Origin of the sequence: Ramlibacter henchirensis (genome assembly GCF_004682015.1) — a bacterium.
Lineage (GTDB): Bacteria > Pseudomonadota > Gammaproteobacteria > Burkholderiales > Burkholderiaceae_C > Ramlibacter > Ramlibacter henchirensis.
This window is the reverse complement of record NZ_SMLM01000001.1, coordinates 1,262,381-1,288,377: the sequence shown is the minus strand read 5'-3', so window position 1 is coordinate 1,288,377 and position 25,997 is coordinate 1,262,381. Positions and strand designations below refer to the sequence as shown.

The window sequence follows — 25,997 nt, the reverse complement described above, 5'->3', positions numbered from 1 at the left end:
GACCATGCCCCGCATCACCGCCGCCGCCCGCCTGCGGGAAGACGTTCCCGTCGTCGAGAAGGTCGACACCAGCTACCTGGAGGGCCTGCTGGGCTACAACGCCCGCCGCGCAGCGCTGGCGGTGATCGAGCTGTTCCTGCAGCGCATGGCGGTGTACCACCTGCGTCCGGTGGACTTCTCGGTGCTCTCGCTGATCGTGCACAACCCCGGCATCACCTCGCGCCAGCTGTGCACCGCGCTGGGCATCCTGCCGCCCAACCTGGTCAACCTGGTGGGATCGCTGGAGAAGCGCGAGCTGATCGAGCGCAAGCCGCACCCGCGCGACGGGCGCGCCACCGGGTTGCATCCGACGCCCGCCGCGCAGAAGCTGATGCGGCAGGCCGAGCGCACCGCCGCCGAACTCGAACAGGAAGTGGCCGACCGGCTCTCGCCCGCCGAACAGAAGACGTTGCTGCGGCTGCTGCGCAAGGTGTACCAGCGCCCTTGAGGGCGCGTCCTACAGACGCACCGCGGCGGTCGCGGTGAGATGGTTCCATCACCCGATGGACCTTCCCCACATGGCACAGCAAGACCGCAACCAGCCCGCCGCGCCGCAGGCCCGCTTCACCTTCCACGCCGCCGAGGGGCGCCTGTACGCGCGCAACGGGGACGGCAAGATCATCGACCTGGGCAAGCTCGCCCGGCAGCCCGACGGCAGCTGGCACTACCTGCTGGACGGCAACAAGCTCGCCGGCGGTGCGCCTTCGCCCGAGGCGGCGATGGCCGATGCGGCCAGCCGCATGGGCTTCCTCTACCTGGACGGCCAGTTCACCGCCGTGGCCGATGCCCGCGAGCACCACGCGCCCCGCCTGGACGATGCACCGGCCATCGAGCTGGCGATCGACGAACTGCAGGCGCGCGAGCGGATGGAAGACGCGCGGGTCTAGGGGCGGGCAAAAAAAGGGCTGCATCCCTGCAGCCCCCAATGCGGTTTTCCGTCCCGCGTTGAACCAAGAAGAAACTCGGGCGGCTTCCTTCGCCGCCGAAACCGGAGCGCCGCCCATTCCGGTCATGCAGCTTCCGAGCCACCTCAGCGCGCGTTACGCTCCCGGGGAACGCACAGGAGACCTCTGCATGACCGCCACCCGCTACCCGATGGCCACCCTGGACCAGGTGCCCGACGACATCCGCGCGCGCATCCTGGAGGCGCAGGAAAAGGCCGGCTTCGTGCCCAACGTGTTCCTCGCCCTGGCGCGCCGGCCGGCCGAGTGGCGCGCCTTCTTCGCATATCACGATGCACTGATGACGCCTGAAACCGTCGGGCGCGAGAGCGGCCTGACCAAGGGCGAACGCGAGATGATCGTCACCGCCACCAGCGCGGCGAACAAGTGCCTCTATTGCGTCGTGGCGCACGGCGCCATCCTTCGCATCTACGAGAAGAAGCCGCTGGTGGCCGACCAGGTGGCCGTCAACTGGCGCAAGGCCGACATCACGCCGCGCCAGCGCGCGATGCTGGATTTCGCGATGAAGGTCTGCCTGCGTTCCGACGAGATCGACGAGGCCGATTTCCCGCCTCTGCACGCGCACGGCTTTTCCGACGAGGACATCTGGGACATCGCGGCGATCACCGCGTTCTTCGGTTTGTCCAACCGGATGGCCAGCTTCTCGGGGATGGTGCCGAATCCCGAGTTCTATCTGATGGGCCGCGTGCCCAAAGAGAAGAAGTGACTTGCTTCCTCTCCCCTCCGGGGAGAGGGCTGGGGTGATGGGCGCGCCCGGTGATCACATTCGCCGCGGATCCACCCCCAGCAACCACTGCGCCATCGCCTTCAGATCCTCCCTCAGCATCTTGGCGGCTGCCAGCAGCTCGAACGTCCGCTCGTCCATGTACCGCTTCCGGTTGACTTCCACCTGGATGCTGTGCCGCTGCCGCGCCGGCTCGCCGTAGCGGCGCACCAGCTCCACGCCCTTGTACGGGAAGTTGACTTTCACGTCGTAGCCGCGTGAACGCAGGAACTCGGCCAGCTGCGCGGTCAGGCGCGGATCGGCCGTGCTGCCGTCGCGGTCGCCGAGCACGAAGTCGGCATGCGCGATGCCGGGATGGTCGGTGGCGTGGCTGCCGGCCACCGAGGGCATCGAGTGGCAGTTCAGGTGCACGCTGTAGCCGTGCCGCGCATGCGCCTCCTCGATCGCGCGCTGCACCGCCTGGTGGTACGGCCGCCAGCAGCGATCGATGCGCTGGCGCACCTCCTGCGGCCGCAGCTTGCGCGAGTACATCGCCTCGCCGGTGTCGGTGTTCTTCCAGACCAGGCCCTTGCCCAATCGAACCTTGGACAGGGCGACCGGGTCGGTGACCACCTCGCCTTCCCACCGGCCGTCGAGCATCTCGACGTCGACCTCGTGCTCGCCGCGATTGGCGTCCAGGTAGCTGCGCGGGAACAGCGCCTCGATCCAGGCGATGCCCAGCGAAGGCGCGAAGTCGTAGAGCTTCTCGACGTGCGTGTCCTCGGCCGTGCGCAGCAATGCGAAGTCGCAGGAGTACGCGAAGTCCCCGGGGTAGTTCGTGCCGCTGTGCGGCGAGTCGAAGACCAGGGGTGTGCGGCCCGGAACGCTGCGGACCATCGCCGCCACCATGTCGTCGCGAACCGTTTCGGAAGCCATGGCATGACTCTAACGCCGCGCTGTCCGCCCGTGCGCGGGCGCGCACCGCTCAGCCGGCCAGCGCCGCGATCTCGCTCACCAGCTCCGTGGCGTCGACCGGCTTGCGCAGGAAACGGTCGAAGCCCTGGCGCAGCGCGCGCTCCCGGTCTTCCGCGCGGGTGAAGGCCGTCAGCGCGATGGCCGGCAGCCCCGCAATGGCGGGCCGCGGGTCCCGGCGGATGCGGGCGATCAGCTCGAACCCGTCCATGCCGGGCATGCCGATGTCGCTGATGAGCACGTCGGGCGCCTGGCGGTCGATGGCCTGCAGCGCGGCCGGGCCGCTGTCGACGCTCTGCACCGCCATGCCGCATTCGCGCAGGATCTGCTCGGCGAGGTGGCGCGCGTCCTGGTCGTCCTCGACCAGCAGCGCCCGAATGCCGTCCAGGCGCCGGGGCGAGAAAGGCGCGGCTTCGGGCAGCTCCGGCCGGCCTTCGCTGATCGCGGGCGCCTTCGCCGTACGCGTGGGCAGCCACACGGTGAAGGTGGCGCCGCGGCCCGGCCCCGCGCTTTGCGCCTCGACCGTGCCGCCATGCAGCTCGACCAGCTGCCGCACGATGGACAGGCCCAACCCCAGCCCGCCATGCCGCCGTGCCTCGCCGGCGTCGGCCTGGCGGAACCGGTCGAAGACATGCGGCAGGAACTCCTGCGCGATGCCCTCGCCGGTGTCGCTCACGCGCGCGCACAGCCGCTCGCCTTCGAGGCACACCTCCACCCTGATGCGGCCGCCCTCCGGCGTGAACTTGATCGAGTTGGCGAGCAGGTTCCACATCACCTGATGCAGCCGCGCCGGGTCGCCCCACACCAGCGGCAGTCCCGGCGCCACTCCGGACTCGAGCGACAGGCCGCGCGCGAACGCGGACGGCCGCGCTGCCTCCACCGCGGCCCCGATCACCGGGCCGACGTCCACCCACGTCGCTTCCAGCCGCACCTTGCCGGCCACGATGCGGCTCATGTCCAGCAGGTCCTCGATCAGCCTGGCCTGCAGCCGCGCGTTGCGCTCGATCGTCTGCAGCCCCTTGTGCACCGAGGCCTCGTCCTTCTTCACCTGCAGCAGCTGCACCCACCCCAGGATCGCGTTGAGCGGCGTGCGCAGCTCGTGCGACAGCGTCGCGAGGAACTGGTCCTTGAGGGTGTTGATCCGCTCCATCTCCACCCGCGCGGAGCGCTCGCGCTGCAGCATCAGCTGACGCTCCTCCGAAGCCTCGCGAGTGACGCGCAGGATCTCGTTGCGCGCTTCCAGCCGCGCGTCGAACACCGACGTGAGCAGCGCGATGGCGAGCACCGCGACGGTGGCCACGATGACCAGGAGGCTCAGCCCGGTCAGCGAGAAACTGCTGCTCGCCGCGAGGCAGACGCTGCCTTCGGGGAAGCTGGCGGCCGCCATGCCCGTGTAGTGCATGCCGACGACGGCGAGCCCCATGAACGCGGCCGCTACCGAGCGGGCCCGCCAGCCGCCGGAGCGCCGGCGCAGGCTGAAGGCGATCCACAGGGCCGCGGCGGCGGCGCAGACCGCGATCAGGAGGGAGGCCAGCACGAGCAGCCCGTTCCACTGGATCCCCGGCTCCATCCGCATCGCCGCCATGCCCACGTAGTGCATCGCGTTGATGCCGACCCCCATCAGGACGGCGGAGACGGCCAGGTGCCGCAGCGTCGGATTGGCCAGGCTGGCCTGCGAGAGCGCCAGTCCGGACACCGCGACCGGCAGCGCCCACGACACCAGCGTGAGGCCGAGGTCGTACCCGAGCGGGATGGGCAGCCTGAACGCCAGCATGCCGATGAAGTGCATCGACCAGATGCCGGCACCCATCGCGAAGCCGCCCCCGGCGATCCACCAGCGTGCGGCAGTGCCCCCGGCGCGGTTGACGCGCTCGGCCAGCGCCAGGGCGGTGTACGAAGCCAGCACGGCCACGAGCACCGAGATCAGCACCAGCGCGGGTTCGTAGCGGCCTTGCAGCATTTGCGGCACATGCTATCCACGCGGCGCGCGCCGGACATGTGGCTGCAGGCGGTAAATTGGAGGGCCAAGGGTCCCCCACACATGCAAGCAAGCCCCTCCCCTTCTCCCGCCCGCTGGCAGTTCTGGATCGACCGCGGAGGCACCTTCACCGACGTGGTGGGCAGGCGGCCCGACGGCACCCTCGTCACGCACAAGCTGCTTTCGGACAACCCCGAGCAGTACCGCGACGCGGCCGTCGCCGGCATTCGGCACCTGCTGGGCCTGAAGCCCGGCGAGCCGATCCGGCCCGAGGTGGTCGACTGCGTGAAGATGGGCACGACGGTCGCCACCAACGCGCTGCTGGAACGCAAGGGCGAGCCGACGGTGCTGGTGACCACGCGGGGCTTTCGCGACGCGCTGCGCATCGCCTACCAGAACCGCCCTCGCCTGTTCGATCGCCACATCGTGCTGCCCGAGCTGCTCTACAGCCGCGTGATCGAGGCGCGCGAGCGCATCGGCGCTCACGGCGAGGTGCTGCAGGCGCTGGACGAGGCCCATTTGCGCGAAGAGCTGGCCGCCGCGCATGCCCAGGGCCTGAGAAGTGCGGCCGTGGTCTTCATGCACGGCTACCGCTACACCGCGCACGAGGAGGCCGCGGGTCGCATCGCGCGCGAGGCCGGCTTCGCCCAGGTGAGCACTTCGCACGGCACCAGCCCGATGATGAAGTTCGTCAGCCGCGGCGACACGACGGTGGTGGATGCCTACCTGTCGCCGATCCTGCGCCGTTACGTCGAGCAGGTCGAGTCCGAGATGCCGGGCGTGAAGCTGTTCTTCATGCAGTCCTCCGGCGGCCTGGCCGAAGCGCACGCCTTCCAGGGCAAGGACGCCATCCTCTCCGGTCCCGCCGGCGGCATCGTCGGCATGGCCCGCACCGCGGCGCTCGGCGGACACCGAAAGGTGATCGGCTTCGACATGGGCGGCACCTCCACCGACGTGTCGCATTTCGCCGGCGAGTTCGAGCGCGAATTCGAGACGCAGGTGGCGGGCGTGCGCATGCGCGCGCCGATGATGAGCATCCACACGGTGGCGGCCGGGGGCGGCTCGATCCTGGAGTTCGACGGCGCGCGCTTCCGCGTCGGGCCGCAGAGCGCCGGCGCGAACCCCGGCCCGGCCAGCTACCGCCGCGGCGGCCCGCTCGCGGTGACGGATGCCAATCTCATGGCCGGCAAGATCCAGCCGCGCTACTTCCCGCAGGTGTTCGGGCCGAATGCGAACGAAGCGCTCAGCTACGAAGCGGCGGCGGACAAGTTCCGCGACATCGCGCAGCGCACCGGCCGCAGCGCCGAGGAAGCGGCCGAGGGCTTCATCAACATCGCCGTGCAGCAGATGGCCAACGCCATCAAGAAGATCTCGGTCGCGCGCGGCTACGACGTCACGCGCTACACGCTGCAGTGCTTCGGCGGCGCGGGCGGGCAGCACGCCTGCATGGTGGCGGACGCGCTGGGCATGTCGCGCGTGTTCGTGCATCCGCTCGCGGGTGTGCTCTCGGCGTACGGCATGGGCCTGGCGGACCAGAACGTGATCCGCGAGCTGGCGGTGGAGCTGCCGCTGTCGGGGCAGTCGCTGCCCGAGGTGGCACACATGCTCGATTCGCTCGCGGAGGCCGCGCGGGAGGAGCTCGCGCAGCAGCAGGTCAACGCGGGCGAGGTGCGCGTGGCGCGCCGTGTGCACGTCCGCTACCAGGGCAGCGATTCGGCGCTGGTCGTGCCGTTCGGCGACCTCGCCACGATCCAGGCGGGCTTCGAAGCGGCCTACCGGCAGCGCTTCTCCTTCCTGATGCAGGGCAAGACCCTGGTGGTCGAGGCCGTCTCGGTGGAAGCGGTGGTGGCGGGTGACGCACCGGCGGAGCAGCAGCAACCGGTGCACGCGCCGCGCGAGGTGCCGCGCCGGGAGACGGTGCGCATGTACTCCGGCGGGCAGTGGCACCAGGCCGCGCTGGTCGTGCGCGAGGACCTGCGGCCGGGCGACACCATCGCGGGCCCGGCCATCATCGCGGAGAAGAACGCCACCACCGTGGTGGAGCCGGGCTGGGAGGCGCAGCTCACCGCGCTGGACCACATCGTGCTGGACCGCCGCGTGCCGCGCGAGGCGCGCTTCGCCGCAGGCACGCACGTCGACCCGGTGCTGCTGGAGGTGTTCAACAACCTGTTCATGAGCATCGCCGAGCAGATGGGCCTGCAGCTGCAGAACACGGCCTACTCGGTGAACATCAAGGAGCGGCTGGATTTCTCCTGCGCGCTGTTCGACGCCGAAGGCAACCTGATCGCCAACGCGCCGCACATGCCGGTGCACCTGGGCTCGATGGGCGAGAGCATCAAGACGGTGATCCGCGAGAACGCGGGGCGCATGGCACCGGGGGATGTGTACGTGCTGAATGATCCGTATCACGGCGGCACGCACCTGCCGGATGTCACCGTGATCACGCCGGTGTACCTGCAGGACGGTGATCGGCCCATGTTCTACGTCGGCAGCCGAGGCCACCACGCCGACATCGGCGGCACCACGCCCGGCTCGATGCCGCCCTTCTCCACCCGCATCGAGGAGGAAGGCGTGCAGATCGACAACTTCAAACTGGTCGACAAGGGCGTGCTGCGTGAAGCCGAGATGCTGGCCCTGCTGCGCAGCGGCAAGCACCCGAGCCGCAACCCGGAGCAGAACCTGGCCGACCTGAAGGCGCAGATCGCAGCCAATGAAAAGGGCGTGCAGGAACTGCGCCGCATGGTCGACCAGTTCGGCCTGGACGTCGTGCAGGCCTACATGCGCCACGTGCAGGACAACGCCGAGGAGTCGGTGCGCCGCGTGATCACCCGGCTCAAGGACGGCCGCTTCACCCTGCCGCTGGACAACGGCGCGCAGATCCAGGTGGCGATCAGCGTCGACACGAAGGACCGCTGCGCGACCATCGACTTCACCGGCACCAGCCCGCAGCAGACCAACAACTTCAATGCGCCCACGGCCGTGTGCATGGCGGCCGTGCTGTACGTGTTCCGCACGCTGGTGGACGACGACATCCCGCTCAACGCGGGCTGCCTCAAGCCGCTGAAGGTGATCATCCCGCCGGGCTCGATGCTCAACCCGAACCCGCCGGCCTCCGTGGTGGCGGGCAACGTGGAGACGTCGACCTGCATCACCAACGCGCTGTACGGCGCGCTCGGCGTCATGGCAGCGGGCCAGTGCACGATGAACAACTTCACCTTCGGCAACGAGCGCCACCAGTACTACGAGACGATCTCCGGCGGCTCGGGCGCGGGCGGCGAATACGACGAGCAGGGCCGGCTGGCCGGCGGCTTCGACGGCACCAGCGTGGTCCAGGCCCACATGACCAATTCGCGCCTGACCGACCCGGAGGTGCTGGAGTTCCGCTTCCCCGTCCGGCTGGAGAGCTACGAGATCCGCCAGGGCTCGGGCGGCCCCGGCCGGTGGAAGGGCGGCAACGGCGGCGTGCGCCGCGTGCGCTTCCTCGAGAAGATGACGGCCAGCATCCTTTCGAACGGCCGCAGGCATCCCTCGTTCGGCATGGCCGGCGGACAGCCGGGGCAGGTGGGCATCAACCGTGTCCTGCGGCAGGACGGCTCCGTCGAGCAGCTGGAGCACATCGGCTCCGCGCAGATGGAGCCGGGCGACGTGTTCGAGATCCACACGCCGGGCGGCGGCGGGTTCGGCGGCTGATGCCGGGCACAAGCGCGGCGCTGGCCGCGGGCTAGACTCTTCCCATGACCTTGATGACCCGACCGATCCCCGCGTGCGCCGCCCTGCTGGCGCTGGCGCTGAGCCTGCCTGCCGCCGCCCAGCTGAAGCTTCCCGGCGCGGGCGCTTCGCCGGGCGCCCCTGCTGCCGGCGGTGCCGCCCCTGCGGCCTCCGCGCCCAAGGCCGCCGCTGCCTCCGGCACCGAAGAAAAGGAGAAGGCCGGCCAGCTCGCGGCTGCCGGCTGGCTGACCCTGCTGGACCGGCGCGACTGGGGCACGGCCTGGGAAACCTCGGCTTCGATGTTCCGCAATGCCGTGCCGCTGGCCAACTGGATGGAAGGCGCGCCCAAGGCGCGCGCCGACTTCGGCGCGCTGGTCGATCGTGCGCCTGCCACCGTCGCCTACAAGGACCGCCTGGAGCGCATGCCGCCCGGCGATTACGTCACGGTGATCTTCGTCAGCAAGTTCGAGAAGCGCGGTGAAGTGCAGGAACTGGTGACCACCGTGCGCGAGCCCGACGGCCGCTGGCGCGTCACCGGCTACTCGACCCGCTAGCCGCGCCTGGAGCGCGGCGGGCGCTCCGCCGCTCGCGCCACCGCGGGCTTGATCGCGTCCGCGCGGCGCGGCTCGCCCGAAGCCAGCCGGGTCGCCGACGAGTGCTGCTCGCGCAGGCTCGGCAGCTGGCGGTCGATCCAGTCGCGCAGCACCGGATCGGCCACACCCAGCGCGGCCTTCTCGAAACGCTGCACGTCTTCGCGCTGGCGGTCGCGTCCGACGCCGGCGACGAACTCGCGGTCGAACTTCGCGCCGGTGAGCTTCGCCAGGCGGTTGAGCGTCTTGCGCTGCTTGTTCTCCATCATCGGCGGCGCCATGCCGCGCGCGGCCAGCAGGTGCAGCAGTTCGGCATCGGCGGCCTCGTGGTACAGCAGCAGGTCGGATGCGAAGCCCCGCACGCCGGGATTCTCGGCGCGCGCAAGGGCCAGCCGCGATGCGTCGACTTCGAAGCGCGCGTGCAGCGCGGCGGCTCGAAGGAAATCGCGGGCATGGCGTTCTTCCGGCGGCAATCGTGTCGCGGTCCGCGCCGAATCGGCGGCATAGCCGCTGGCGGAGATGCGGCCGGGTTTGGGAGCCGTTTTGGCGATCGCGCCTGGAGCCGGCTTGGCCGGCTGGCCTGCAGCGGCTTTTGGTTGCGGCAGCTTCTCGGCCGCGGGCGCCTGCGTCCTGGCCGTGTGGGGCCCTTGCAGGTACTCCGCCTCCGTCTCGGCGCGCGCCGCGCGTGCGAACCACAGGGCAGCCGCGGCACCGGCCGCCACCCAAATCCAACGCCTGGAAACCACCAGCGACTCCTCGCCGCCCCTCGATGCGGGGGCGGCCTCTGGTGGAATTGTTCAGCGTGGCGTGACAGCCGCGTGTCGGCGCCGTCCCACGCGCGCGTAGGACGATGCCTGCCGGATGGATTGCGTCAGCTGCCCGTCTTGTTGGCGCCACTGCCGCCGCCGGTGCCGGTGCTCGCGCCCCCGCCCGTGTTGGCGCTGCCGCCGCCGGCGCCCATCTTCGAGGAGTCGCCGCCGGCCTTCTTGCCCTGCTGCTCGCCGCCCTGCTTGCCCGCCTGCGGCAGCTTCTGTGCCATCGCGAGGTGTTCCTTCAGCGTGGGCAGCGTCTTCTCGGCGAACGCCTTGAGCTCCGGGTCCTTCAGGTCCTTGCTGGCCTTCTCGAAGGTCTTGATGTCCTTTTCGTGCGCCTTGACGCCGACGTTGCGCACGAACTCCTGGTCGAACTCCTGGCCCTTCTTCTTGCCCAGCGTCTCGATCTGGCGGCGCAGGTCGCGCGACGGCGCCGCCGGCAGCTCCACGCCCTTGGCGTTGGCGAGCTTGGTGAGCTCGTCGTTCGCCTTGGTGTGATGGTCCACCAGCATGCCGGCGAAGCTCTTGACGTTGGAGTCGGTGGCCTGCTTGGAGGCCAGCTGCGCCGCCTGCACCTCGAACATGCCGCTGCCGGCGACTTCCTGGACGAAGCGGCGGTCGGCGCGCGCCATCTTGTCGTCCTTGTTGGTCTCGGCGTTGCGCGTACCGGTACCCGGCTGCGCCTGCGGCGCCGAGCGGCCGCCGGTCGCGGAGGTGCCCGCGCCGCCGGAGCCGGACGACTGCGCCGGCGCGGTGGATTGCGCCAGCGCGCTGCCGAAGGTGAAAGCCAGGGCCAGGCCCACGGCGGAAAGCTTGGGTTTGTGCATCGTCATTCGCTCCTGAAGGTTGAAGGCGGGCGGCCGCACGCGCGCGCCGCCCCGCAGTGCGTCATTTCTTGGTGGATGAACCGGTCGTGCCGCTCGTGGACGAGCCGGACGTGTCGGACTTGCCGGAGGTGTCGGACTTGCCGGTGCTGCCGGTGTCGGCGCCGCTCATCGTGCTGCCCGCCGAGCCCATCCCGCTGGAGCCGCGCAGGTCGCTGGCCGAGCCGCCGCCCGAGCCGCCCGCGCCGCTGGCGCCCGTGCCCTGGTGCGAGCCCGTCGCGCCACCCGCCGGGCCGAAGTTGCCGCCGGTGCTGCCGTGCTGCTGCGGTCCCATGGTGTTCTGGCCCTGGCCGCCGCTGCGGCTAGCGCGCCAGCTGTTGAACTCGTCCGAGAACTTCTTGTAGCGGTCCTGCCGCCAGCTCTGGTAGTCGTTGTCCAGGTTGCGGATCTGCTCCTCGCGCCACTGGTGGTAGTCGGGGTCGTGGTGCTGCCCGGGCTGGCCGTGCTGCATGCCGCCGACGTTCTCGAGCGAGTGGCCGCCGTGCTGCTGGCCGCCATGCTGCTGTCCCCAGCCGCCCTGGCCGTAGCTGCCCTGGCTGCCGACCTGCGGGCCCTGGTTGAAGCTTCCCGGGTCACGCCAGTGGCCCTGCTGCAAGCCGGCGCCGTAGCCGCCCCGCGTTTCGCCATAGCCGCCCTGGTAGCCACCGCCCTGGCCGCCATAACCGCCCTGGCCATAGCTGCCCTGGCTGCCGCCCAGGTGCCCCTGGCCGAAGCCGCCGCCCTGCATGGCGCCGCCCTGGTGCTGGCCGCCCTGGCCGTAGCCGGTGACCATGTTGCCGCCCTGGCCGTAGTTCATGCCCATGCCGCCGTACTGGCCGCCCTGCTGCTGGCCGTAGCCCTGGCCGCCGGGCGCATTGCCGCCCCACTGGCCGCCCTGGTGGCCGCCCCACTGCGATTCCTGGCCGCCCTGGTGGGCCTGCCAGCCGCCCTGATGCCCCTGGCCTGCGCCCTGCGGGCTGCCCCAGCCGCCGGCGCCGCTCTGCCCGCCGGCGTAGCCGCCCTGCTGGCCGTAGCCGCCCTGCTGGCCGCCCTGGAAGCCCTGGCCGCCATAGCCGCCGCGGCCCCAGTTGCTCTGGCCGCCGAACTCGCCGCCGAACTCGCTGCCGCGGCCTTGACCGCCGTACTCCTGACGGCCGTAGCCCTGTCCGCCCTGGCCGCCCTGGCCGCCGTACTCCTGGCCGCCGCGGCCCTGCCCGTGCTGCTCGCCGCCGTACCCACCGAAGCCACCGGAGCGCTGCGATCCCATGTCGCCGCCGTACGCGCCGCGCGAAGCTTCCCAGCCGCCTTCCGACGCACGCCCCTGGTCGCGCGACCAGCGGCCCTGCTGGCCTTGCTGGCCCTGTCCCTGCGCGCGCTCGCGGTCCTGGTCCTGCTCGTGAGACCAGCGTCCTTGCTGCCGGTCCCGGTCCTCGTAGTCACGTGAAGCCATGTCGTTCTCCTTTGCTCAGGCGTTGCCGCGCGGGCCCCCGCGCAGCCGCACAGGTCGACCTTAGGACTGCGAGCGCAGGCGAACTGTCGGAAAACCGCGCGAGCTTGTAGGACTGCTCGGCGTTAACGCAACCCGGCGTTTCTTCACACACGCTTCGCAACGTCTTCGCGATGCGGATACGGTTGCGTAGCACGATGCAATCACCCCATCTCCCAAGGAGTACGACATGGGCAAGTCAGTGTGGATCGGAACGTGCGCCGCGGCGCTGGCGGCGGCCGCGGCCATCATCGCGTCGCCGGCGCATGCCGAGCAAGGCGTGCGCGTCTACCCGCACGGCGTGCGCTCGCACGGGACGGGGCCGGTTTTCGTGCAACCCGGGCCCGTCTTCGTGCAGCCCGGGCCGGTGATCGTGCAGCCGCATCCCGTGCGCACCTGGGTGCCGGGGCACTGGGTGCGCCACCACCACGGCCATGTGTGGGTGGACGGCCACTGGATCGTCACGCATCCGGGCCAGCACGTGCAGCCGCATTTCGGCGGGTTCCATGGCGACCACCACGCCCGCCGTTTCGACCAGGACCGGGATGGCATCCCGAACCGCTTCGACCGCGACATCGACGGCGACGGCGTGCCGAACTGGCGCGATCGCGCGCCGCGCAACCACTGGCGCTGAAGCGCGCGGGCTTTCCGTGCGCCGTCAGTGCACGTGGGCGAAGCCGCTCACGAGGTACACGAGCGCGATGCCCAGCGCCAGCCACAGCACCTGGGCGAGGGTCTCGCGCGCGCCCAGGCGCTTTTGCAGCTGCGGAATGAGGTCCGCGAGCGCGACGTAGATGAAGCTGCTGCTGGCCACCACCAGCAGGAAAGGCAGCAGGTCGTGGAGCCGGTCCACCAGCCACCAGCCGACCAGACCACCCAAGGGCGTGACCGCGCCGGCCAACGACACCTTGGCGATCGCCGCGCGGCGGCTGCCGCTGGTCTGGCGCAGCACCGCGAGATCGCCCACGTGGTGCGGCACCTCGTGCGCCAGCACCGCGAGCGCCGCCACCACGCCGAGCCGCAGGTCGGCGATGAAGGCGGAGGCGATCAGCACGCCGTCTCCGAAGCAGTGGACGCTGTCGCCGGTGAGCACGGTCCAGCCGCCGGAGCGCAACCGCTCCTCCCCATGCGCATGCGCGTGGCCGTGACCGGCGTGCGAGTGCGCATGCGTGTGGCCCGCGTGCCCTTCCGCCGGCTCGCTGCCGTGGTGGTGTTCATGCCCGTGGTGCCAAAGCTCCGCCTTGTCCAGCAGGAAGAAGAACACCACGCTCACCAGCAGCGTCGCGAACAGTTCCTTGGCGCTGGCCTCGCTCTCGAAGGCCTCGGGCAGCAGGTGCATGAAGGCCGTGGCCAGCAGCGCGCCCGCGGCCAGGCTGAGCAGGTGCTGCGCCCCGGGGCGTCGCTCGCCGCCGGGCGCCTGGGCGAGCACGCCCAGGCCCATGAGGGCGGCCGCAAGCCAGACGCTGCCGATGCCGGCGGCGAGGGTGGCGGCGAGGATGGCGATCAGGGTCATTCAGTGCGAGCAAAAGAAAACCGCCCCGCGGGCGGCTTTCGCGATCAACGGGCCGGGCTTCAGGCCACGCCGTTGGCCTTGAACCAGGCCAGCGCGCGTTTCCAGCCGTCTTCGGCGGGGCCCTGGCGGAAGCTGGGGCGGTAGTCGGCGTGGAAGGCGTGCGGCGCGTCGGGGTAGACCACGAACTGCGAGGCCCTGGCCGCGGGCGAGCCGTTGGCCAGCGCAGCCTTCATCTTATCAACCGTGTCCAGCGGGATGCCGGTGTCGGCCGCGCCGTACAGCCCCAGCACCGGCGCTTTCAGGTTCGCCGCGTGGTCCACCGGGTGCTTCGGCGTCGTCTCCGTGCTGTTGCCGGCGAGGCGGCCGTACCAGGCCACGCCCGCCTTCACCGGCCCGTGCGCGGCATACAGCCACGCGATGCGGCCGCCCCAGCAGAAGCCGGTGATCGCCGCCTTCGACGCGTCGCCGCCGTTGCCCGCGGCCCACTTGAGCGCGCCGTCCAGGTCCGCCATCACCTGCGCATCGGACACCTTGGACACGATCTCCGCCTGCAGCTTCGCGACCTCGCCGTAGCTGCCCGGATCGCCCTGCCGCGCGTACAGCTCCGGCGCGATGGCCAGGTAGCCCGCCTTCGCGAGACGCCGCGCGGTGTCGGCGATGTACTCGTGGACGCCGAAGATCTCATGGATCACCAGCACCACCGGCAGCCCGGTGCGCCCGGCCGGCGCGGCGCGGTAGGCCGGCACCTTGAAGCCGTTGACCTCGTAGCTGATCTCTCCCACGGTCAGGCCGTCCGAAGGCGTCCTGATCGCGGTCTGCGCCATCGCGGTCCCGGCGGCCGCCGCGTAGCCCGCGCCCAGCACCTTGAGCGCGGTGCGGCGGCTCGGGCCGGCCTCGCCGGTGGCGCCGGGCAGCAGCGCATCGAAATCCTTCCTCAGGTCGTCATCCAGCATGGTGTTCTCCGTCGTGGTTGGCATGCGAATGGAGGGCGACTATAGGGGCGAAACCATAATCCCCGGCTCCACTCGCACATTCCGAAGGAGATCGCCATGCCCACGCTTCGCGTCGAACTGATGGAGGGCCGCACGCCCGAACAGAAGAAGGAACTCGTCAAGGCGCTCACGCAGGCCGTCGTCAACACCCTGGGCAGCAAGCCCGAGGCGGTGGACATCCTGCTCTACGACATCAAGCGCAGCGACTGGGCCACCGGCGGCGTGCTCTGGTCCGAGCGGGAGTGACGCGCGGTCACTCGAAATGATGCCAGTGGGCTTCGGGCAGGTTCGCCAGGAAGTCGTAGGCGGCCTGCAGGACGCCGGCGCGCTCGGCCCACTCGATCTGGTCGCGCAGGCGCAGGCGCTTCTGCATGGCGGACATCTTGGTCCAGCCGGCGCGGTCGATCGACGCCGGCGGCTTGACGCTGCGGCCATCCACCGTCCTGGCGGGCAGTAGCTCGTAGAAGGCCGCCCAGGGGGCCGGCAGCGGGCAGGCGCGGTTGTTGCGCCGCGCCAGCTGCAGCACGTCTTCCAGCGAAACGGCGCGTTGCGGTGCCCGTGACGCGGCGGGGCCGCCCGCAGGGCCCAGCTCCATCTGCTCGGTGGCCTCGTGGCCGGCGGCCGGCTCCTCGCCGTTGCGCAACGCCTCGAAAAGCTGCCAGGCCGACTCGCTGTTCTTCTCGATGGGCATGGGCACCGTCGCGCGGGTGCTTCCCGCGAAGGGATCCGGCGCGGTGGGTTTGGGCGTCGGGGGTTTGCTGGCCATGGCAGGGCGATTATCAGGCTCAGTGGGCCGTTTCCCAATTCGGTCCAACGCCTATTTCGGCCACGAGCGGCACGCGCAGTTCGGCGACGCCCGCCATCAGCCGCGGAATCTCGCTGCGCACCCAGTCCACTTCGGCCTCCGGCACTTCGAACACCAGTTCGTCGTGCACCTGCAGGATCATCTTCGTGGCGCGCTTGTGCTGGTCCAGCACGTCCTGGATCTTCACCATCGCCAGCTTGATCACGTCGGCCGCCGTTCCCTGCATCGGTGCGTTGATCGCGGCGCGCTCGGCGCCCGCGCGGCGCGGCCCGTTGGGCGAATTGATCTCGGGCAGGTACAGCCTGCGGCCGAACACGGTCTCGACGTAGCCGCGGCTCTTGGCCGAGAGGCGCGTCTCGTCCATGTAGTGCTTCACGCCCGGGTAGCGCTGGAAGTAGCGGTCGATGTAGTTGGCGGCCGCCTTGGTGTCGATGCCCAGGTTGCGTGCCAGGCCGAAGCTGCTCATGCCGTAGATCAGCCCGAAGTTGATCACCTTGGCGTAGCGGCGCTGCTCGCTGGACACCTCGTCGGGCGGCACGCCGAACACCTCGCCCGCGGTGGCGCGGTGCACGTCCATCTCCTCGCGGAAGGCGCGCAGCAGCGCCTCGTCCTCGCTGATGTGGGCCATGATGCGCAGCTCGATCTGGCTGTAGTCGGCGCTGGCGATCACGTGGCCGGGCGCGGCGATGAAGGCCTCGCGGATGCGCCGGCCCTCCGGCGTGCGGATCGGGATGTTCTGCAGGTTCGGCTCGTTGCTGGAGAGCCGTCCGGTGACGGCCACCGCCTGCGCGTAATGCGTGTGCACGCGCCCGGTGCGCGGATGCACCATCTGCGGCAGCTTGTCGACGTAGGTGCCCTTGAGTTTCGACAGCCCCCGGTGCTCCAGGATCTTGGCCGGCAGCGGATAGTCCTCGGCCAGCTTTTCCAGCACCTCCTCGTCGGTGCTGGGCGCGCCGCTCGCCGTCTTCTTGATCACCGGCAGGCCCTGCTTGGTGAAGAGGATGTCGCAGATCTGCTTGGGGCTGCCCAGGTTGAAGGGCTGGCCGGCGAGTTCGTGCGCTTCCTGTTCGAGCCGCAGGATGCGCTGGCCGAGCTCATGGCCCTGCCGCTGCAGCTCCCGGCTGTCGATCAGCACGCCGTTGCGCTCGATGCGGTACAGCGTCTCGCTGCTCCTCATCTCCAGGTCGTAGATGAAGCGCAGCTTGGCGTCGCGCTCCAGCTTGGGCCAGAGGGTCAGGTGGACGTCCAGCGTCTGGTCGGAGTCCTCGCAGGAATACTCCGCCGCCTTGTCGATGGGGACCTGCTGGAACGGGATCTGGTGCTGGCCCTTGCCGGCGATGTTCTCGTAGTCGATGCCGCTGCGGCCCAGGTGGCGCTCGGCCAGGCTGGCGAGGCCGTGCGGCTTGTGCACTTCCAGCACGTAGCTTTCCAGCATGGTGTCGTGGGCGTAACCGCGCATCTCGATGCCGTGATTGGCGAACACATGGCGGTCGTACTTCACGTGCTGGCCCAGCTTGGGCCGCTCGGGGTTCTCCAGCCAGGGCTTCAGCCGGGCGAGTGCTTCTTCGCGCGGCAGCTGGTCGCGCACGCCCGCGTAGCTGTGGGCCAGCGGCAGGTAGGCCGCCACGCCGGGTGCGGTGGAGAACGACAGGCCGATGATCTCGGCGTGCATCTCGTCGAGCGAATTCGTCTCGGTGTCCAGCGCCACCAGCGGCGCGGCTTCCAGTTGCGCGATCAGCGCATCGAGCTGATCCCACGTCAGCACCGTCTCGTACTGCAGGTTGGTCGCCTGCGACAGGCCCGAGAGGTCCGGCTCCTCGAACAGCCCACCTGCCGGCGCCGCCCTCTCCTTTTTCTTGTGCTCCTCCAGCAGCTCCGGCGGGACGTCGTGCAACTCCAGCTGCTTGACCAGCCCCTTGAAGCCGTACTTCTCGTAGAAGACCTTGAGCTTCTCGGTGTCCTGGCCGTTGATGACGATGTCCTCCAGGTCCGGGAAGCCCGGGATGTGGTCCTTGAGGTCGCAGTCCTTGCGGATCGTGAGCAGCTCGCGGCCCTTGGGCAGCCAGTCCAGCGCCTTGCGCAGGTTCTGGCCGACCGCGCCCTTCACTTCCTCGGCGCGCGCGATCAGCTGGTCGAGCGAGCCGTATTCCTGCAGCAGCTTGACGGCCGTCTTGGGGCCGACCTTGTCCACGCCCGGCACGTTGTCCACGGAATCGCCCACCAGCGCCTGGTAGTCCACCATCAGCCGCGGCGGCACGCCGAACTCGGCTTCCACGCCGGCGAGGTCGCGCACCCTGTCGTTCATGGTGTCGATGACGGTCACGAGCTCGTCGACCAGCTGCGAGAGGTCCTTGTCGCCCGAGGAGATCACGGTGTGGATGCCGCGCTCGCGCGCCATGCAGGCCAGCGTGCCGATCACGTCGTCGGCCTCCACGCCCGGGACGTGCAGCACCTTCCAGCCGAGCAGGCGCACCACTTCGTGGATCGGCTCGATCTGCGCGCGCAGTTCGTCGGGCATCGCCGAGCGGTTGGCCTTGTACTCGGGATACAGGTCGTCGCGGAAGGTCTTGCCGGGCGCGTCGAACACGCAGGCCGCGTAGTCGGCGCGCACGTCCTTTCGCAGCTTCTGCATCATGTTGATCATCCCGCGGATGGCGCCGGTGGCCGGGCTCGTCGGGTCGCCGGGAACGGCCCGCAGGTCGGGCATGGCGTGGAAGGCGCGGTACAGGTAGCTGGAGCCGTCCACCAGCAGCAGGGTCTTGCGGGGCGGGCTGTCGGAATCGCTCATGGCGGGCGATTGTGCCCGCGGGGAAACCGGCCCACGGCCGCCCTACAATTGCCGCATGCCTCGCTTCGCCGTTTCCGCCGCCCTGCTGATCGCCAGCGCCGCATCGTGGTCGCAGGCACTTCCGCCGCAGCCCGAGGCGCCGCTGGACGGCCGGCGCAACCAGAAGATCGAGCGCATCGTGCACGAGGACGCCGGCAACCGCATCGAGGAAGTGCGCTACGCGGGCCAGACCCAGAGCATCACCGTGCAGCCCAAGGGCGAGGTGCCGGCCTACGAGGTCACGCCGTCCACGCCCACGCGCGGCCGCGTGGCCGACGAGCGGACCGGTGGCGCGGGTGGCGGCCAGCGCTTCTGGAACGTCTTCAACTTCTGACACCGGCGGCGATGGCGGTCTTCACCGAGGTGGGGCAGGACGAGGCGCGCGAACTCGCCCAGCGGCTGGGGCTGGGCGAGCTGCGCGACCTGCGCGGCATCCAGGGCGGCATCGAGAACACCAACTACTTCGTCACCACGGTGCAGGACGGCCAGCAGGCCGAATGGGTGCTGACGCTGTTCGAGCGCCTCACGGCCGAACAGCTGCCCTTCTACCTGCACCTGATGAAGCACCTGGCGCAGCGCGGCATCCCCGTGCCCGACCCGCAGGCCGACCGCGACGGCGACATCCTCCACCAGGTCCGCGGCAAGCCGGCCGCCGTGGTGAACAAGCTCGCGGGCCACAGCGAGCTGGCGCCCACCGCGGCGCACTGCGCCAGCGTGGGCGAGATGCTCGCCCGCCTGCACCTGGCCGCGCGCGACTTCAACCGCAGCCAGCCCAACCTGCGCGGCCTGGCCTGGTGGAACGAGACGGTGCCGGTGGTGCTGCCCTTCGCCGGACCGCAGCAGGCCGACCTGCTGCGCAGCGAACTCGCGTTCCAGAACCACGTGGCCGAATCCTCCGCCTATGCCGCCCTGCCGCGCGGGCCGATCCATGCCGACCTGTTCCGCGACAACGTGATGTTCCAGGACGGCGCGCTCACCGGCTTCTTCGACTTCTACTTCGCGGGCGTGGACAGCTGGCTGTTCGACATCGGCGTGTGCCTGAACGACTGGTGCGTCGACCTTCCCACCGGCGCGCACGATCCCCTGCGCTGCCAGACCTTCCTGCAGGCCTACCAGCGGGTGCGGCCGCTCGCGGCGGCGGAACGCCGGCTGCTGCCGGCCATGCTGCGCGCGGGCGCGCTGCGCTTCTGGATCTCGCGGTTGTGGGACTTCCACCTGCCGCGCGAGGCGTCGCTTCTCAAGCCGCACGACCCGGCGCATTTCGAGCGCGTGCTGCGCCAGCGCATCGCCCACCCGGTGCACGCCTGAGGCCCCGGCCGCCGTTGCGCTAAATTCATCCTGAGCGGCCCGGACCGCGCCGCACGAAGGCGCATCCGCCTCGGCAGTTCCAACGTACCTCCATGAAACTCAACGTCGTCCCGCCGCGAACCGGCCTGCTCTGGGTGCGCCAGGGCATCCGGACTTTCCTGCGGCAGCCGCTGGCGCTGGCGGGGCTTTTCTTCATGTACATGGCGGTCGTCCTGGTCGTGACGCAGATTCCCGTGATCGGTATCGTCGCCGCCGGCATCCTGGTGCCGGCGGCCACCTTGGGCCTGATGGCCGCCACGGCGGAGGCCTCCAGCGGGCGCTTCCCGATGCCCACGCTGCTGGTGAGCGCGTTCCGTGCGGGCCGCGACCGGCTGCGCTCGATGCTGATGCTGGGCGTGGTCTACACGGTGGGCTCGGTCATCGCCACCGGGCTGTCCACGCTGATCGCCGGCAGCAGCCCCGCGCCGCAAGCGGGAGAAGTCGATGGCACGCTGCTCGTGACGCTGCTGATGCACACCCCGCTGTTCCTGATGTTCTGGCACGCGCCCGCTCTGGTGCACTGGTACGGCGTGACCCCCGCCAAGAGCCTGTTCTTCAGCGTGGTCGCGTGCTGGCGCAACCTGGGCGCGCTGGTGGTGTATGCGCTGGCCTGGATGGGCGTGTTCCTGCTGGTGGGCACGGTGCTCAGCCTGCTCGGCGCGCTGGCCGGCGGCACGGCGCTGGCGCGGGCGGTGATGGTGCCCACCGCGCTGCTGATGGCCGCCATGTTCACCAGCTCGATCTATTTCACTTTCCGCGACAGCTTCAGCGCCGACGAAGCGCCCCCCGATTCACCCGACGGAGAACCCCAATGACCCAGCACCACCTGCAAGGCCGCCGCGAAGACGAAGTCCTCTGGTTCCGGCGACGCAGCTTCCTGCAGGCGGCCGCGGCCTGGACTTCGATGGGCGGCTTCGCAGGTGCATGGGCGCAGCGACGCGGGAACGTCGTCGACCTGCGCGGCGACGCGCTGGTGAACGGGCAGCGCCTCACGCCGCAAGGGGTCATCCAGACAGGCGACGCCGTGGAAACGGGGCCCGGTTCCAGCCTGGTCTTCGTCATCGGCAACTCCGCGTTTCAGGTGCGGCAGAACAGCCGCCTGGTGGTGGAGCGCGGCGCCACCCTGAATGCGGTGAGCGTTCTGCGCATGCTCACCGGCGCCGTCGCCAGCGTCTGGGGAAAGGGCAGCAGCCGGCAGATCATCACGCCCACGCTCACCGCCGGCATCCGCGGCACCGGCGTGTACACCGAAGTCTTCCCGGAGCAGTCGTTCCGCAGCTATTTCTGCAACTGTTACGGCGTGGTGGAGATGAGCGCGGGGGACGACCGCGCCCTCTCGCGTGCCGATTACCACCAGGCGTTCTGGGGCGAGCCGCAGCCGAAGAACGGCCGCCTGCTCACGCCCGCCAAGGCGATCAACCACACCGACGAGGAGCTGGAGCACCTCGCGCAGCTGGTCGACCAGCGTACGGCCTGGCAGGTGCTCGGTCGCAAGGGCGCAAAGGACGGCGACGGCTACTCCCAGGAGCGTCCGGCCGCCACGCCCTCTGAAACACCGCGTTGACGCGGTGCCGCCTGGCGGCTCATCGGCCTGATGAGCTGCTCCCGGTTTTTGTAAAACGCGGGCTCCGGCCTCGACACGAGGCGTTCGCTGACAGCCACGGATCAGTGCCACGGATGAAATGACGGGCAGAGGACTGACGAAAGGAGAACGCCATGTCCCAGCAAGCCATCATCCGCGGAGAAGTGAGCTTCCGTGCCGGCGACGGCATGCTCATGCCCATCCCCGACGGCCCCGTCGACATCGAAGTGGCCGACGACAGCGTCACGCTAGGCTGGATGGAAGGCAACGACCCCGGCTCCGCGGCGATCACCCGCGACGAGTTCGACCGTTACGTGCGAGAAGGCAAGATCCGCCTGAGCTGATCGCCCTGCCCCGCGCGGCCTGCCCGAAGGCAGTGTCCAATGCGGGCTCGTTCAGCGAGCCCGATGTCCGCCCACCACGAGCACCATCACCATGAGCTCCCGCCCGGCCAGGCGCCGGCGGGCTATGCACGGGCGCTCTGGATCGCCCTGGCCGTGAATGCGGGCATGTTCGCGATCGAGATCGCGGCCGGCCTTCGGTCCGGCTCGGTCTCGCTGCTGGCCGATGCCATCGATTTCTTCGGCGACGCCGCCAACTACGGCGTGTCGCTGGCCGTGCTGGCGCTGCACGTGACGTGGCGGGCGCGCTCGGCGCTGCTCAAGGCCGCGAGCATGGCCTTGTTCGGCGTCGCCGTGCTCGCGCGCACCGGCTGGTCGATGTGGCAGGGCGTGCTGCCCGAGGCGGCCACCATGGGCGCCGTGGGCACGCTCGCGCTGGCGGCCAATGTCGGCGTGGCGCTGATGCTCTATCGCTTCCGGGAAGGCGACGCCAACATGCGCAGCGTCTGGCTGTGCACGCGCAACGACGCGCTGGGCAACCTGGCCGTCATGGCCGCCGCCCTGGGCGTGTTCGGCAGCGGCACCGCGTGGCCCGACCTGGCGGTGGCCGCGGGCATGGCCCTGCTCGCACTCACCTCCGCCGCGTCGGTCACGATGCAGGCGCGCGTCGAACTTCGCACCGCCAAAGACAAAGGGACCCAGGTTCCGTGAACCCGAGTCCCTCGCGATGTGCGTCGCGGACGCTCAGCGCATGAAGAGCTTGGAGAAGATGATCCCGACCGCGAAGGCCACGCCGACGGCGGCGAGCGGGTTCGTGCGCACCTGCTCGCGGGCCATGTCGCCGTACTCCTGCTGCCAGCCGATCATCCGCTCGCTGCCGGTGCTGACGGTCTGCTCGAGGCGGTCCACGGCTTCGTGGGCGCGCTGCGCCAGGCGCTGCACCGTGCCGCTGTCCGCGCCCATGCCGCCGGCGTTGCTGCCGCCGGTGCTGGTGCTGCTGGTGCTGCTGCTGGTGGGGAAGGGATTGGAGGAGGACGTCTCGCTGTTCATGGTTTCTCCGTTGGGGCTGATCGAAAAAATGGCCGGCGGACACCGGCGTCTGCGTTCCACTTTAGGAAGCCCAGCGTTGGCGCCCTGTCGTCCGGCAGGGGTTGACCGGGTAGGACGTCGCCGACAGCGCTTCCGGGAACGGGCGTGCGCAAAGGCCGCGCTTATGATGAGTCGCGATTCCCGAGCCTCATGACCTCCTCCCCGAAAGTCGCGCCCCAGGGCGCCATCACCGACGTCCCCGGCATCGAAGCGGGCCACTTCACCGATTCCCGCCGGCCCACCGGCTGCACCGTCGTGCTGGCACGTGAGGGCGCCGTCGGCGGCGTCGACGTGCGCGGGGCCGCCCCGGGCACCCGCGAGACCGACCTGCTCTCCCCTTCCAACCTCGTTGAGCGCGTGCATGCCGTGATGCTCTCGGGCGGCAGCGCCTGGGGGCTGGACGCCGCCGGCGGTGCGATGCAGTGGCTGGAGGAGCAGGGCATCGGCCTGGAGGTTGGGCCGGCCCGCATCCCGATCGTGCCCGCCGCCGTGCTGTTCGACCTCTACCTCGGTGACGCGCGCGTGCGACCCGACTCGGGCGCCGGCCGCGCGGCTTGCGAGGCGGCGTCCTCGCAAGCACCGGCCGAAGGCTGCGTCGGCGCGGGCGCCGGCGCGCTCATCGGCAAGCTGTACGGCGTGGAGCGTGCGGTGAAAGGCGGCATCGGCACGGCCAGCGTGCGGGCGGGCGGCTTCACCGTCGGTGCGATCGTGGCGTGCAACGCGATGGGCGACGTGGTCGATCCGGAAACGGGCAAGGTCATCGCCGGTGCGCGGCGCGAGGACGGCCGCACGCTGATGGACACCCGCCGCTCCCTGCTCGCGGGCGAGCCGCCGCTGCGCCTGGTGCAGGCGGCCAACACCAGCATCGGCGTGGTCGCCACCGACGCCGTGCTCACCAAGGCACAGGCCTCCCGGTTGGCCACCGCTGCGCACGACGGCCTGGCGCGCAGCATCACGCCGGCCCACACCATGCTCGATGGCGACACGCTGTTCGCGCTGGGCACCGGCGCCAGCGGCCGGCCGGCGGAAATGGTGCTGCTGGCGACGATGGCGGCGGAAGCCGTGGCCATCGCGGTCGTGCGAGCGGTGCGGGCGGCCACCGGCGTCAGCGTGGGCGGCCTGCACGTGCCGGCCATGCGGGACCTCGCCGGGCCATGACGCGCGCCATCCGCTACACGCTGCTGTCGATGCGGGACCTGCTGGCCTCGGCAGGGCCGTTCGCGTTGCTCGCGGTGGGCTTGCTCGTGCTGGCCTACCTCTGGCTCGACCCGACGCCCCCAAAGCGCGTGCGCCTCGCCACCGGGCCGGCGCAGAGCGCCTACGAGGAATTCGGCAAGCGCTACCAGGCCGAGCTGGCGAAGAACGGCATCGAGGTGGTGCTGGTGCCAAGCGGCGGCTCGATCTCCAACGAGCGCCTGCTGCGCGAGAACAAGGCCGACCTGGGCTTCGTGCAAGGCGGCACCGCCTCGCGCTCCGGTGACGAAGCCAAGCAGGCCGAACGCGTCCAGGGCCTGATCTCCCTCGGAAGCCTGTTCCTCGAGCCGGTCTGGCTCTTCTACCGGGAGGACGCCGCTCGCAAGAAGTCGCGGGACGGCACGCTGCGCTCGCTGACCGACCTGGCCGGGCTGCGCGTGAACGCCGGCTCGCGGGGCAGCGGCGTGCCCCGGCTGATGCGGCAGCTGTTCGAGGCGAACCACATCGACGCCGCGAGCATGACCGTCTCGCAGCTGGAACAGACGCCGGCGACGGTCGGCTTCCTGGACGGCCAGCTCGATGTCATCGTGTTCGCGTCCGCGCCGGAATCGCTGATGGTGCAGATGCTGCTGCAGACGCCGGGCGTGAAGCTGATGGATTTCGCGCAGAGCGAGGCCTACTCGCGCCGCTTCGGCTTTCTGTCCCCCGTGGTGCTGCCGCGCGGCATCGTGGACCTGGCGCGCGACCTGCCGCCGCAGGACGTGCGCCTCGTCGCCACGACGACCGCGTTGATCACGCGCGAGGAAACGCACCCGGCGCTATTGCAGCTGTTTTCGCAGGCGGCGCGCAACCTGCACGGCACTGCCGGCTGGTTCAACCGGGCCCGCGCCTTCCCGACCATCGAGCACAGCGAGTACCCGATCTCGCGCGAGGCCGAACGCGCCATCCAGGGCGGCCAGCCCTTCCTGCAGCGCTATCTGCCGTTCTGGCTGGCCAACCTGGTCGAGCGGATGTGGCTGGCGCTGGGCATCATCATCGCGGTGCTGCTGCCGCTGTCGCGGATCGTGCCGCCGTTGTACGCCTTCCGCATCCGTTCGCGCGTGTTCCGCTGGTACGGGCAGCTGCGCTCGATCGAGGACCGCGCCGTGCAGGACCCGGACACCGTGCCCGAGCTGCTGCGCGAGCTGGAGGCGATGGACCGGCGCGTCGCCCAGGTCGCCGTCCCGCTGTCGTACGCCGACGAGCTGTATGCGCTGCGCGCCAACATCGGCCTGGTGCGCGGCCGGCTCGGAGCGCCCGTTCCGGCGGCGGCATGAAGGGCCTGGGCGCGACGCTGCTGGTGATCACCATGGCAGCCGTCGCGCTCTACGCAGCCGTCCTGGCGCTGCTGTGGTGGCAGCAGGAGGCGCTGCTGTTCCATCCGCAGCCGCTGCCGAAGGATTACCGGCTGGCGACGGAGCCGGACGTGCACGAGGAGCGGGTGCAGGTCCCCGGCGCATCGCTCTCGGTGCTGCACCTGAGGCTGCCCGATCCCAAGGGCGTGGTGTTCTTCCTGCACGGCAATGCCGGCAACCTGGCGGGCTGGTTCACGGACACGGCGTTCTATCGGCAGGCCGGCTACGACCTGGTGATGCCCGACTACCGCGGCTACGGCAAGAGCACCGGCCGCATCGCCGGGCCGCAGCAGTTGCGCGACGACGTGCGCGCCGTGTGGGACAACGTGGCGCCGCGCTACGCCGGGCGGCGCATCGTGCTGTTCGGCCGCTCGCTCGGCACGGGCCTCGCGGCCGACCTGGCCGAGCAGCTCACGCGCGAGGGCCGGCCGCCCGACCTGACGGTTCTGGTCTCGCCCTACTCCAGCCTGCGCGAGCTGACGGCCGAGTTCTATCCCTGGGTGCCCGGCGGGCTGCTGCGCTATCCGCTGGACACGGGGCGGCACCTGCCGAATCTGCGCGGCCGCGTCCTGCTGGTCCATGGCGGCGAGGACTCGCTGATCGGCGTTCACCATTCCGAACGCCTGCTGCGCGTGCTGCCCTCGGCCCAGCTGCTGGTGATCCCCGGCGCGGGCCACAACGACCTGCACCTCTTCCCGCGCTACCGCGAAGCCCTTCGCGAAGCTCTGCTCGCCCTGAGCGCCGAGCCACCGCACCGGTAAATCCTGCCTGTGGCCGCCGGGCATGGCGATTGCCGCGCC

The 25,997-nt window shown here is 70.4% G+C and carries 26 protein-coding genes; 16 read left to right on the top strand and 10 right to left on the bottom strand.

The genetic code is table 11. The features are described 5' to 3' along the window. Positions 1 to 4: 4 nt before the first annotated feature. The 3 genes from EZ313_RS06400 to EZ313_RS06390 all read left to right on the top strand — a co-directional run bounded on the left by EZ313_RS06400 (position 5) and on the right by EZ313_RS06390 (position 1,707). Complete coding sequence (locus EZ313_RS06400; RefSeq protein ID WP_135262358.1) at positions 5 to 487, top strand: MarR family winged helix-turn-helix transcriptional regulator; 483 nt, start codon at positions 5 to 7, stop codon at positions 485 to 487. A 70-nt stretch (positions 488 to 557) separates the two neighbouring features. Beyond that, the gene (locus tag EZ313_RS06395; protein ID WP_240788542.1) at positions 558 to 926 is read left to right on the top strand and encodes a hypothetical protein; all 369 of its coding nucleotides are present in this window, start codon (positions 558 to 560) and stop codon (positions 924 to 926) included. 187 nt (positions 927 to 1,113) lie between these two features. After that, a complete protein-coding gene (locus EZ313_RS06390) occupies positions 1,114 to 1,707 on the top strand; it encodes a peroxidase-related enzyme (RefSeq protein WP_135262356.1) in 594 nt (197 codons plus the stop codon). Between the two features lie 54 nt (positions 1,708 to 1,761). Here EZ313_RS06390 and EZ313_RS06385 read toward each other — a convergent pair whose 3' ends face one another. Both EZ313_RS06385 and EZ313_RS06380 read right to left on the bottom strand, forming a co-directional pair. Then, entirely contained in the window at positions 1,762 to 2,640 is an 879-nt protein-coding gene (locus tag EZ313_RS06385) for an N-formylglutamate amidohydrolase (RefSeq protein ID WP_135262355.1), read from the bottom strand. A 49-nt stretch (positions 2,641 to 2,689) separates the two neighbouring features. Then, positions 2,690 to 4,636 (bottom strand): hybrid sensor histidine kinase/response regulator, encoded by a 1,947-nt coding sequence (locus EZ313_RS06380; RefSeq protein WP_135262354.1) that lies wholly within the window; start codon positions 4,634 to 4,636, stop codon positions 2,690 to 2,692. An 81-nt stretch (positions 4,637 to 4,717) separates the two neighbouring features. Between EZ313_RS06380 and EZ313_RS06375 the strand changes: the two genes are divergently transcribed. Beyond that, the gene (locus EZ313_RS06375) at positions 4,718 to 8,344 is read left to right on the top strand and encodes a hydantoinase B/oxoprolinase family protein (RefSeq protein ID WP_135262353.1); all 3,627 of its coding nucleotides are present in this window, start codon (positions 4,718 to 4,720) and stop codon (positions 8,342 to 8,344) included. Positions 8,345 to 8,397: 53 nt separating this feature from the next. Then, complete coding sequence (locus EZ313_RS06370; RefSeq protein WP_135262352.1) at positions 8,398 to 8,916, top strand: DUF4019 domain-containing protein; 519 nt, start codon at positions 8,398 to 8,400, stop codon at positions 8,914 to 8,916. On the opposite strand, the gene EZ313_RS06365 is transcribed toward EZ313_RS06370, so the two are convergent. The 3 genes from EZ313_RS06365 to EZ313_RS06355 all read right to left on the bottom strand — a co-directional run bounded on the left by EZ313_RS06365 (position 8,913) and on the right by EZ313_RS06355 (position 12,077). Then, positions 8,913 to 9,698: a DUF4142 domain-containing protein gene (locus tag EZ313_RS06365; protein WP_167772537.1), complete on the bottom strand. Its 786-nt coding sequence runs from the start codon at positions 9,696 to 9,698 to the stop codon at positions 8,913 to 8,915. The two genes, EZ313_RS06370 and EZ313_RS06365, sit on opposite strands and share 4 nt — an antisense overlap. A gap of 125 nt (positions 9,699 to 9,823) precedes the next feature. Then, complete coding sequence (locus EZ313_RS06360; protein WP_167772536.1) at positions 9,824 to 10,591, bottom strand: DUF4142 domain-containing protein; 768 nt, start codon at positions 10,589 to 10,591, stop codon at positions 9,824 to 9,826. 61 nt (positions 10,592 to 10,652) lie between these two features. Then, positions 10,653 to 12,077, bottom strand: coding sequence for a hypothetical protein (locus EZ313_RS06355; RefSeq protein WP_135262349.1), 1,425 nt, complete (start codon positions 12,075 to 12,077; stop codon positions 10,653 to 10,655). A 226-nt stretch (positions 12,078 to 12,303) separates the two neighbouring features. Here EZ313_RS06355 and EZ313_RS06350 point away from each other — a divergent pair, with 226 nt between their 5' ends. Continuing rightward, positions 12,304 to 12,747 (top strand): thrombospondin type 3 repeat-containing protein, encoded by a 444-nt coding sequence (locus tag EZ313_RS06350; protein ID WP_135263587.1) that lies wholly within the window; start codon positions 12,304 to 12,306, stop codon positions 12,745 to 12,747. 24 nt (positions 12,748 to 12,771) lie between these two features. Here the strand turns inward: EZ313_RS06350 and EZ313_RS06345 are convergent, their stop codons facing one another. Next, a complete protein-coding gene (locus EZ313_RS06345) occupies positions 12,772 to 13,626 on the bottom strand; it encodes a ZIP family metal transporter (RefSeq protein WP_135262348.1) in 855 nt (284 codons plus the stop codon). Positions 13,627 to 13,685: 59 nt separating this feature from the next. Further along, positions 13,686 to 14,579: a dienelactone hydrolase family protein gene (locus EZ313_RS06340; RefSeq protein WP_135262347.1), complete on the bottom strand. Its 894-nt coding sequence runs from the start codon at positions 14,577 to 14,579 to the stop codon at positions 13,686 to 13,688. Positions 14,580 to 14,675: 96 nt separating this feature from the next. Here EZ313_RS06340 and EZ313_RS06335 point away from each other — a divergent pair, with 96 nt between their 5' ends. After that, positions 14,676 to 14,864, top strand: a complete 189-nt coding sequence (locus EZ313_RS06335; protein ID WP_135262346.1) for a 4-oxalocrotonate tautomerase — start codon at positions 14,676 to 14,678, stop codon at positions 14,862 to 14,864. A 7-nt stretch (positions 14,865 to 14,871) separates the two neighbouring features. On the opposite strand, the gene EZ313_RS06330 is transcribed toward EZ313_RS06335, so the two are convergent. After that, a complete protein-coding gene (locus tag EZ313_RS06330) occupies positions 14,872 to 15,384 on the bottom strand; it encodes a hypothetical protein (protein WP_135262345.1) in 513 nt (170 codons plus the stop codon). A 19-nt stretch (positions 15,385 to 15,403) separates the two neighbouring features. After that, on the bottom strand, positions 15,404 to 18,211 hold the full coding sequence (gene polA / locus EZ313_RS06325) for a DNA polymerase I (RefSeq protein WP_135262344.1): 2,808 nt from the start codon (positions 18,209 to 18,211) through the stop codon (positions 15,404 to 15,406). Positions 18,212 to 18,266: 55 nt separating this feature from the next. On the opposite strand from polA, the gene EZ313_RS06320 reads away from it, so the two are divergent. From EZ313_RS06320 to EZ313_RS06295, 6 genes are all read left to right on the top strand, one after another. Next, the gene (locus tag EZ313_RS06320; RefSeq protein ID WP_135262343.1) at positions 18,267 to 18,584 is read left to right on the top strand and encodes a hypothetical protein; all 318 of its coding nucleotides are present in this window, start codon (positions 18,267 to 18,269) and stop codon (positions 18,582 to 18,584) included. A gap of 11 nt (positions 18,585 to 18,595) precedes the next feature. Continuing rightward, positions 18,596 to 19,558, top strand: coding sequence for a homoserine kinase (locus EZ313_RS06315; RefSeq protein ID WP_135262342.1), 963 nt, complete (start codon positions 18,596 to 18,598; stop codon positions 19,556 to 19,558). Positions 19,559 to 19,650: 92 nt separating this feature from the next. After that, the gene (locus tag EZ313_RS06310) at positions 19,651 to 20,412 is read left to right on the top strand and encodes a BPSS1780 family membrane protein (protein WP_135262341.1); all 762 of its coding nucleotides are present in this window, start codon (positions 19,651 to 19,653) and stop codon (positions 20,410 to 20,412) included. Further along, positions 20,409 to 21,161, top strand: a complete 753-nt coding sequence (locus EZ313_RS06305) for a FecR family protein (protein ID WP_135262340.1) — start codon at positions 20,409 to 20,411, stop codon at positions 21,159 to 21,161. Before EZ313_RS06310 ends, EZ313_RS06305 begins: the two co-directional genes overlap by 4 nt. Positions 21,162 to 21,313: 152 nt before the next feature. Continuing rightward, positions 21,314 to 21,523, top strand: a complete 210-nt coding sequence (locus EZ313_RS06300; protein ID WP_135262339.1) for a hypothetical protein — start codon at positions 21,314 to 21,316, stop codon at positions 21,521 to 21,523. Positions 21,524 to 21,586: 63 nt separating this feature from the next. Beyond that, a complete protein-coding gene (locus EZ313_RS06295) occupies positions 21,587 to 22,231 on the top strand; it encodes a cation efflux transmembrane domain-containing protein (RefSeq protein ID WP_135262338.1) in 645 nt (214 codons plus the stop codon). A gap of 33 nt (positions 22,232 to 22,264) precedes the next feature. On the opposite strand, the gene EZ313_RS06290 is transcribed toward EZ313_RS06295, so the two are convergent. Next, complete coding sequence (locus EZ313_RS06290; RefSeq protein ID WP_135262337.1) at positions 22,265 to 22,570, bottom strand: hypothetical protein; 306 nt, start codon at positions 22,568 to 22,570, stop codon at positions 22,265 to 22,267. Between the two features lie 189 nt (positions 22,571 to 22,759). Between EZ313_RS06290 and EZ313_RS06285 the strand changes: the two genes are divergently transcribed. The 3 genes from EZ313_RS06285 to EZ313_RS06275 are packed head-to-tail and all read left to right on the top strand — an operon-like array spanning position 22,760 to position 25,958. Beyond that, positions 22,760 to 23,767 carry a P1 family peptidase gene (locus EZ313_RS06285; RefSeq protein ID WP_135262336.1) on the top strand — a complete coding sequence of 336 codons (1,008 nt, stop codon included), beginning with the start codon at positions 22,760 to 22,762 and terminating at the stop codon, positions 23,765 to 23,767. After that, positions 23,764 to 25,119, top strand: coding sequence for a TAXI family TRAP transporter solute-binding subunit (locus EZ313_RS06280; RefSeq protein ID WP_135262335.1), 1,356 nt, complete (start codon positions 23,764 to 23,766; stop codon positions 25,117 to 25,119). The genes EZ313_RS06285 and EZ313_RS06280 overlap by 4 nt, the downstream gene beginning before the upstream one ends. Then, positions 25,116 to 25,958, top strand: a complete 843-nt coding sequence (locus EZ313_RS06275) for an alpha/beta hydrolase (protein ID WP_135262334.1) — start codon at positions 25,116 to 25,118, stop codon at positions 25,956 to 25,958. The genes EZ313_RS06280 and EZ313_RS06275 overlap by 4 nt, the downstream gene beginning before the upstream one ends. The last annotated feature ends 39 nt before the right edge of the window (positions 25,959 to 25,997 follow it).

Coding starts and splice junctions, on each gene's coding strand:
- EZ313_RS06340 (WP_135262347.1), bottom strand. CDS start 14,579: ATGCTGGATGACGACCTGAGGAAGGATTTCGATGCGCTGCTGCCCGGC.
- EZ313_RS06315 (WP_135262342.1), top strand. CDS start 18,596: ATGGCGGTCTTCACCGAGGTGGGGCAGGACGAGGCGCGCGAACTCGCC.
- EZ313_RS06375 (WP_135262353.1), top strand. CDS start 4,718: ATGCAAGCAAGCCCCTCCCCTTCTCCCGCCCGCTGGCAGTTCTGGATC.
- EZ313_RS06320 (WP_135262343.1), top strand. CDS start 18,267: ATGCCTCGCTTCGCCGTTTCCGCCGCCCTGCTGATCGCCAGCGCCGCA.
- EZ313_RS06295 (WP_135262338.1), top strand. CDS start 21,587: ATGTCCGCCCACCACGAGCACCATCACCATGAGCTCCCGCCCGGCCAG.
- EZ313_RS06350 (WP_135263587.1), top strand. CDS start 12,304: ATGGGCAAGTCAGTGTGGATCGGAACGTGCGCCGCGGCGCTGGCGGCG.
- EZ313_RS06370 (WP_135262352.1), top strand. CDS start 8,398: ATGACCCGACCGATCCCCGCGTGCGCCGCCCTGCTGGCGCTGGCGCTG.
- EZ313_RS06385 (WP_135262355.1), bottom strand. CDS start 2,640: ATGGCTTCCGAAACGGTTCGCGACGACATGGTGGCGGCGATGGTCCGC.
- EZ313_RS06310 (WP_135262341.1), top strand. CDS start 19,651: ATGAAACTCAACGTCGTCCCGCCGCGAACCGGCCTGCTCTGGGTGCGC.
- EZ313_RS06305 (WP_135262340.1), top strand. CDS start 20,409: ATGACCCAGCACCACCTGCAAGGCCGCCGCGAAGACGAAGTCCTCTGG.
- EZ313_RS06390 (WP_135262356.1), top strand. CDS start 1,114: ATGACCGCCACCCGCTACCCGATGGCCACCCTGGACCAGGTGCCCGAC.
- EZ313_RS06380 (WP_135262354.1), bottom strand. CDS start 4,636: ATGCTGCAAGGCCGCTACGAACCCGCGCTGGTGCTGATCTCGGTGCTC.
- EZ313_RS06400 (WP_135262358.1), top strand. CDS start 5: ATGCCCCGCATCACCGCCGCCGCCCGCCTGCGGGAAGACGTTCCCGTC.
- EZ313_RS06300 (WP_135262339.1), top strand. CDS start 21,314: ATGTCCCAGCAAGCCATCATCCGCGGAGAAGTGAGCTTCCGTGCCGGC.
- EZ313_RS06355 (WP_135262349.1), bottom strand. CDS start 12,077: ATGGCTTCACGTGACTACGAGGACCGGGACCGGCAGCAAGGACGCTGG.
- EZ313_RS06285 (WP_135262336.1), top strand. CDS start 22,760: ATGACCTCCTCCCCGAAAGTCGCGCCCCAGGGCGCCATCACCGACGTC.
- EZ313_RS06275 (WP_135262334.1), top strand. CDS start 25,116: ATGAAGGGCCTGGGCGCGACGCTGCTGGTGATCACCATGGCAGCCGTC.
- EZ313_RS06290 (WP_135262337.1), bottom strand. CDS start 22,570: ATGAACAGCGAGACGTCCTCCTCCAATCCCTTCCCCACCAGCAGCAGC.
- EZ313_RS06335 (WP_135262346.1), top strand. CDS start 14,676: ATGCCCACGCTTCGCGTCGAACTGATGGAGGGCCGCACGCCCGAACAG.
- EZ313_RS06360 (WP_167772536.1), bottom strand. CDS start 10,591: ATGCACAAACCCAAGCTTTCCGCCGTGGGCCTGGCCCTGGCTTTCACC.
- polA (WP_135262344.1), bottom strand. CDS start 18,211: ATGAGCGATTCCGACAGCCCGCCCCGCAAGACCCTGCTGCTGGTGGAC.
- EZ313_RS06345 (WP_135262348.1), bottom strand. CDS start 13,626: ATGACCCTGATCGCCATCCTCGCCGCCACCCTCGCCGCCGGCATCGGC.
- EZ313_RS06330 (WP_135262345.1), bottom strand. CDS start 15,384: ATGGCCAGCAAACCCCCGACGCCCAAACCCACCGCGCCGGATCCCTTC.
- EZ313_RS06395 (WP_240788542.1), top strand. CDS start 558: ATGGCACAGCAAGACCGCAACCAGCCCGCCGCGCCGCAGGCCCGCTTC.
- EZ313_RS06280 (WP_135262335.1), top strand. CDS start 23,764: ATGACGCGCGCCATCCGCTACACGCTGCTGTCGATGCGGGACCTGCTG.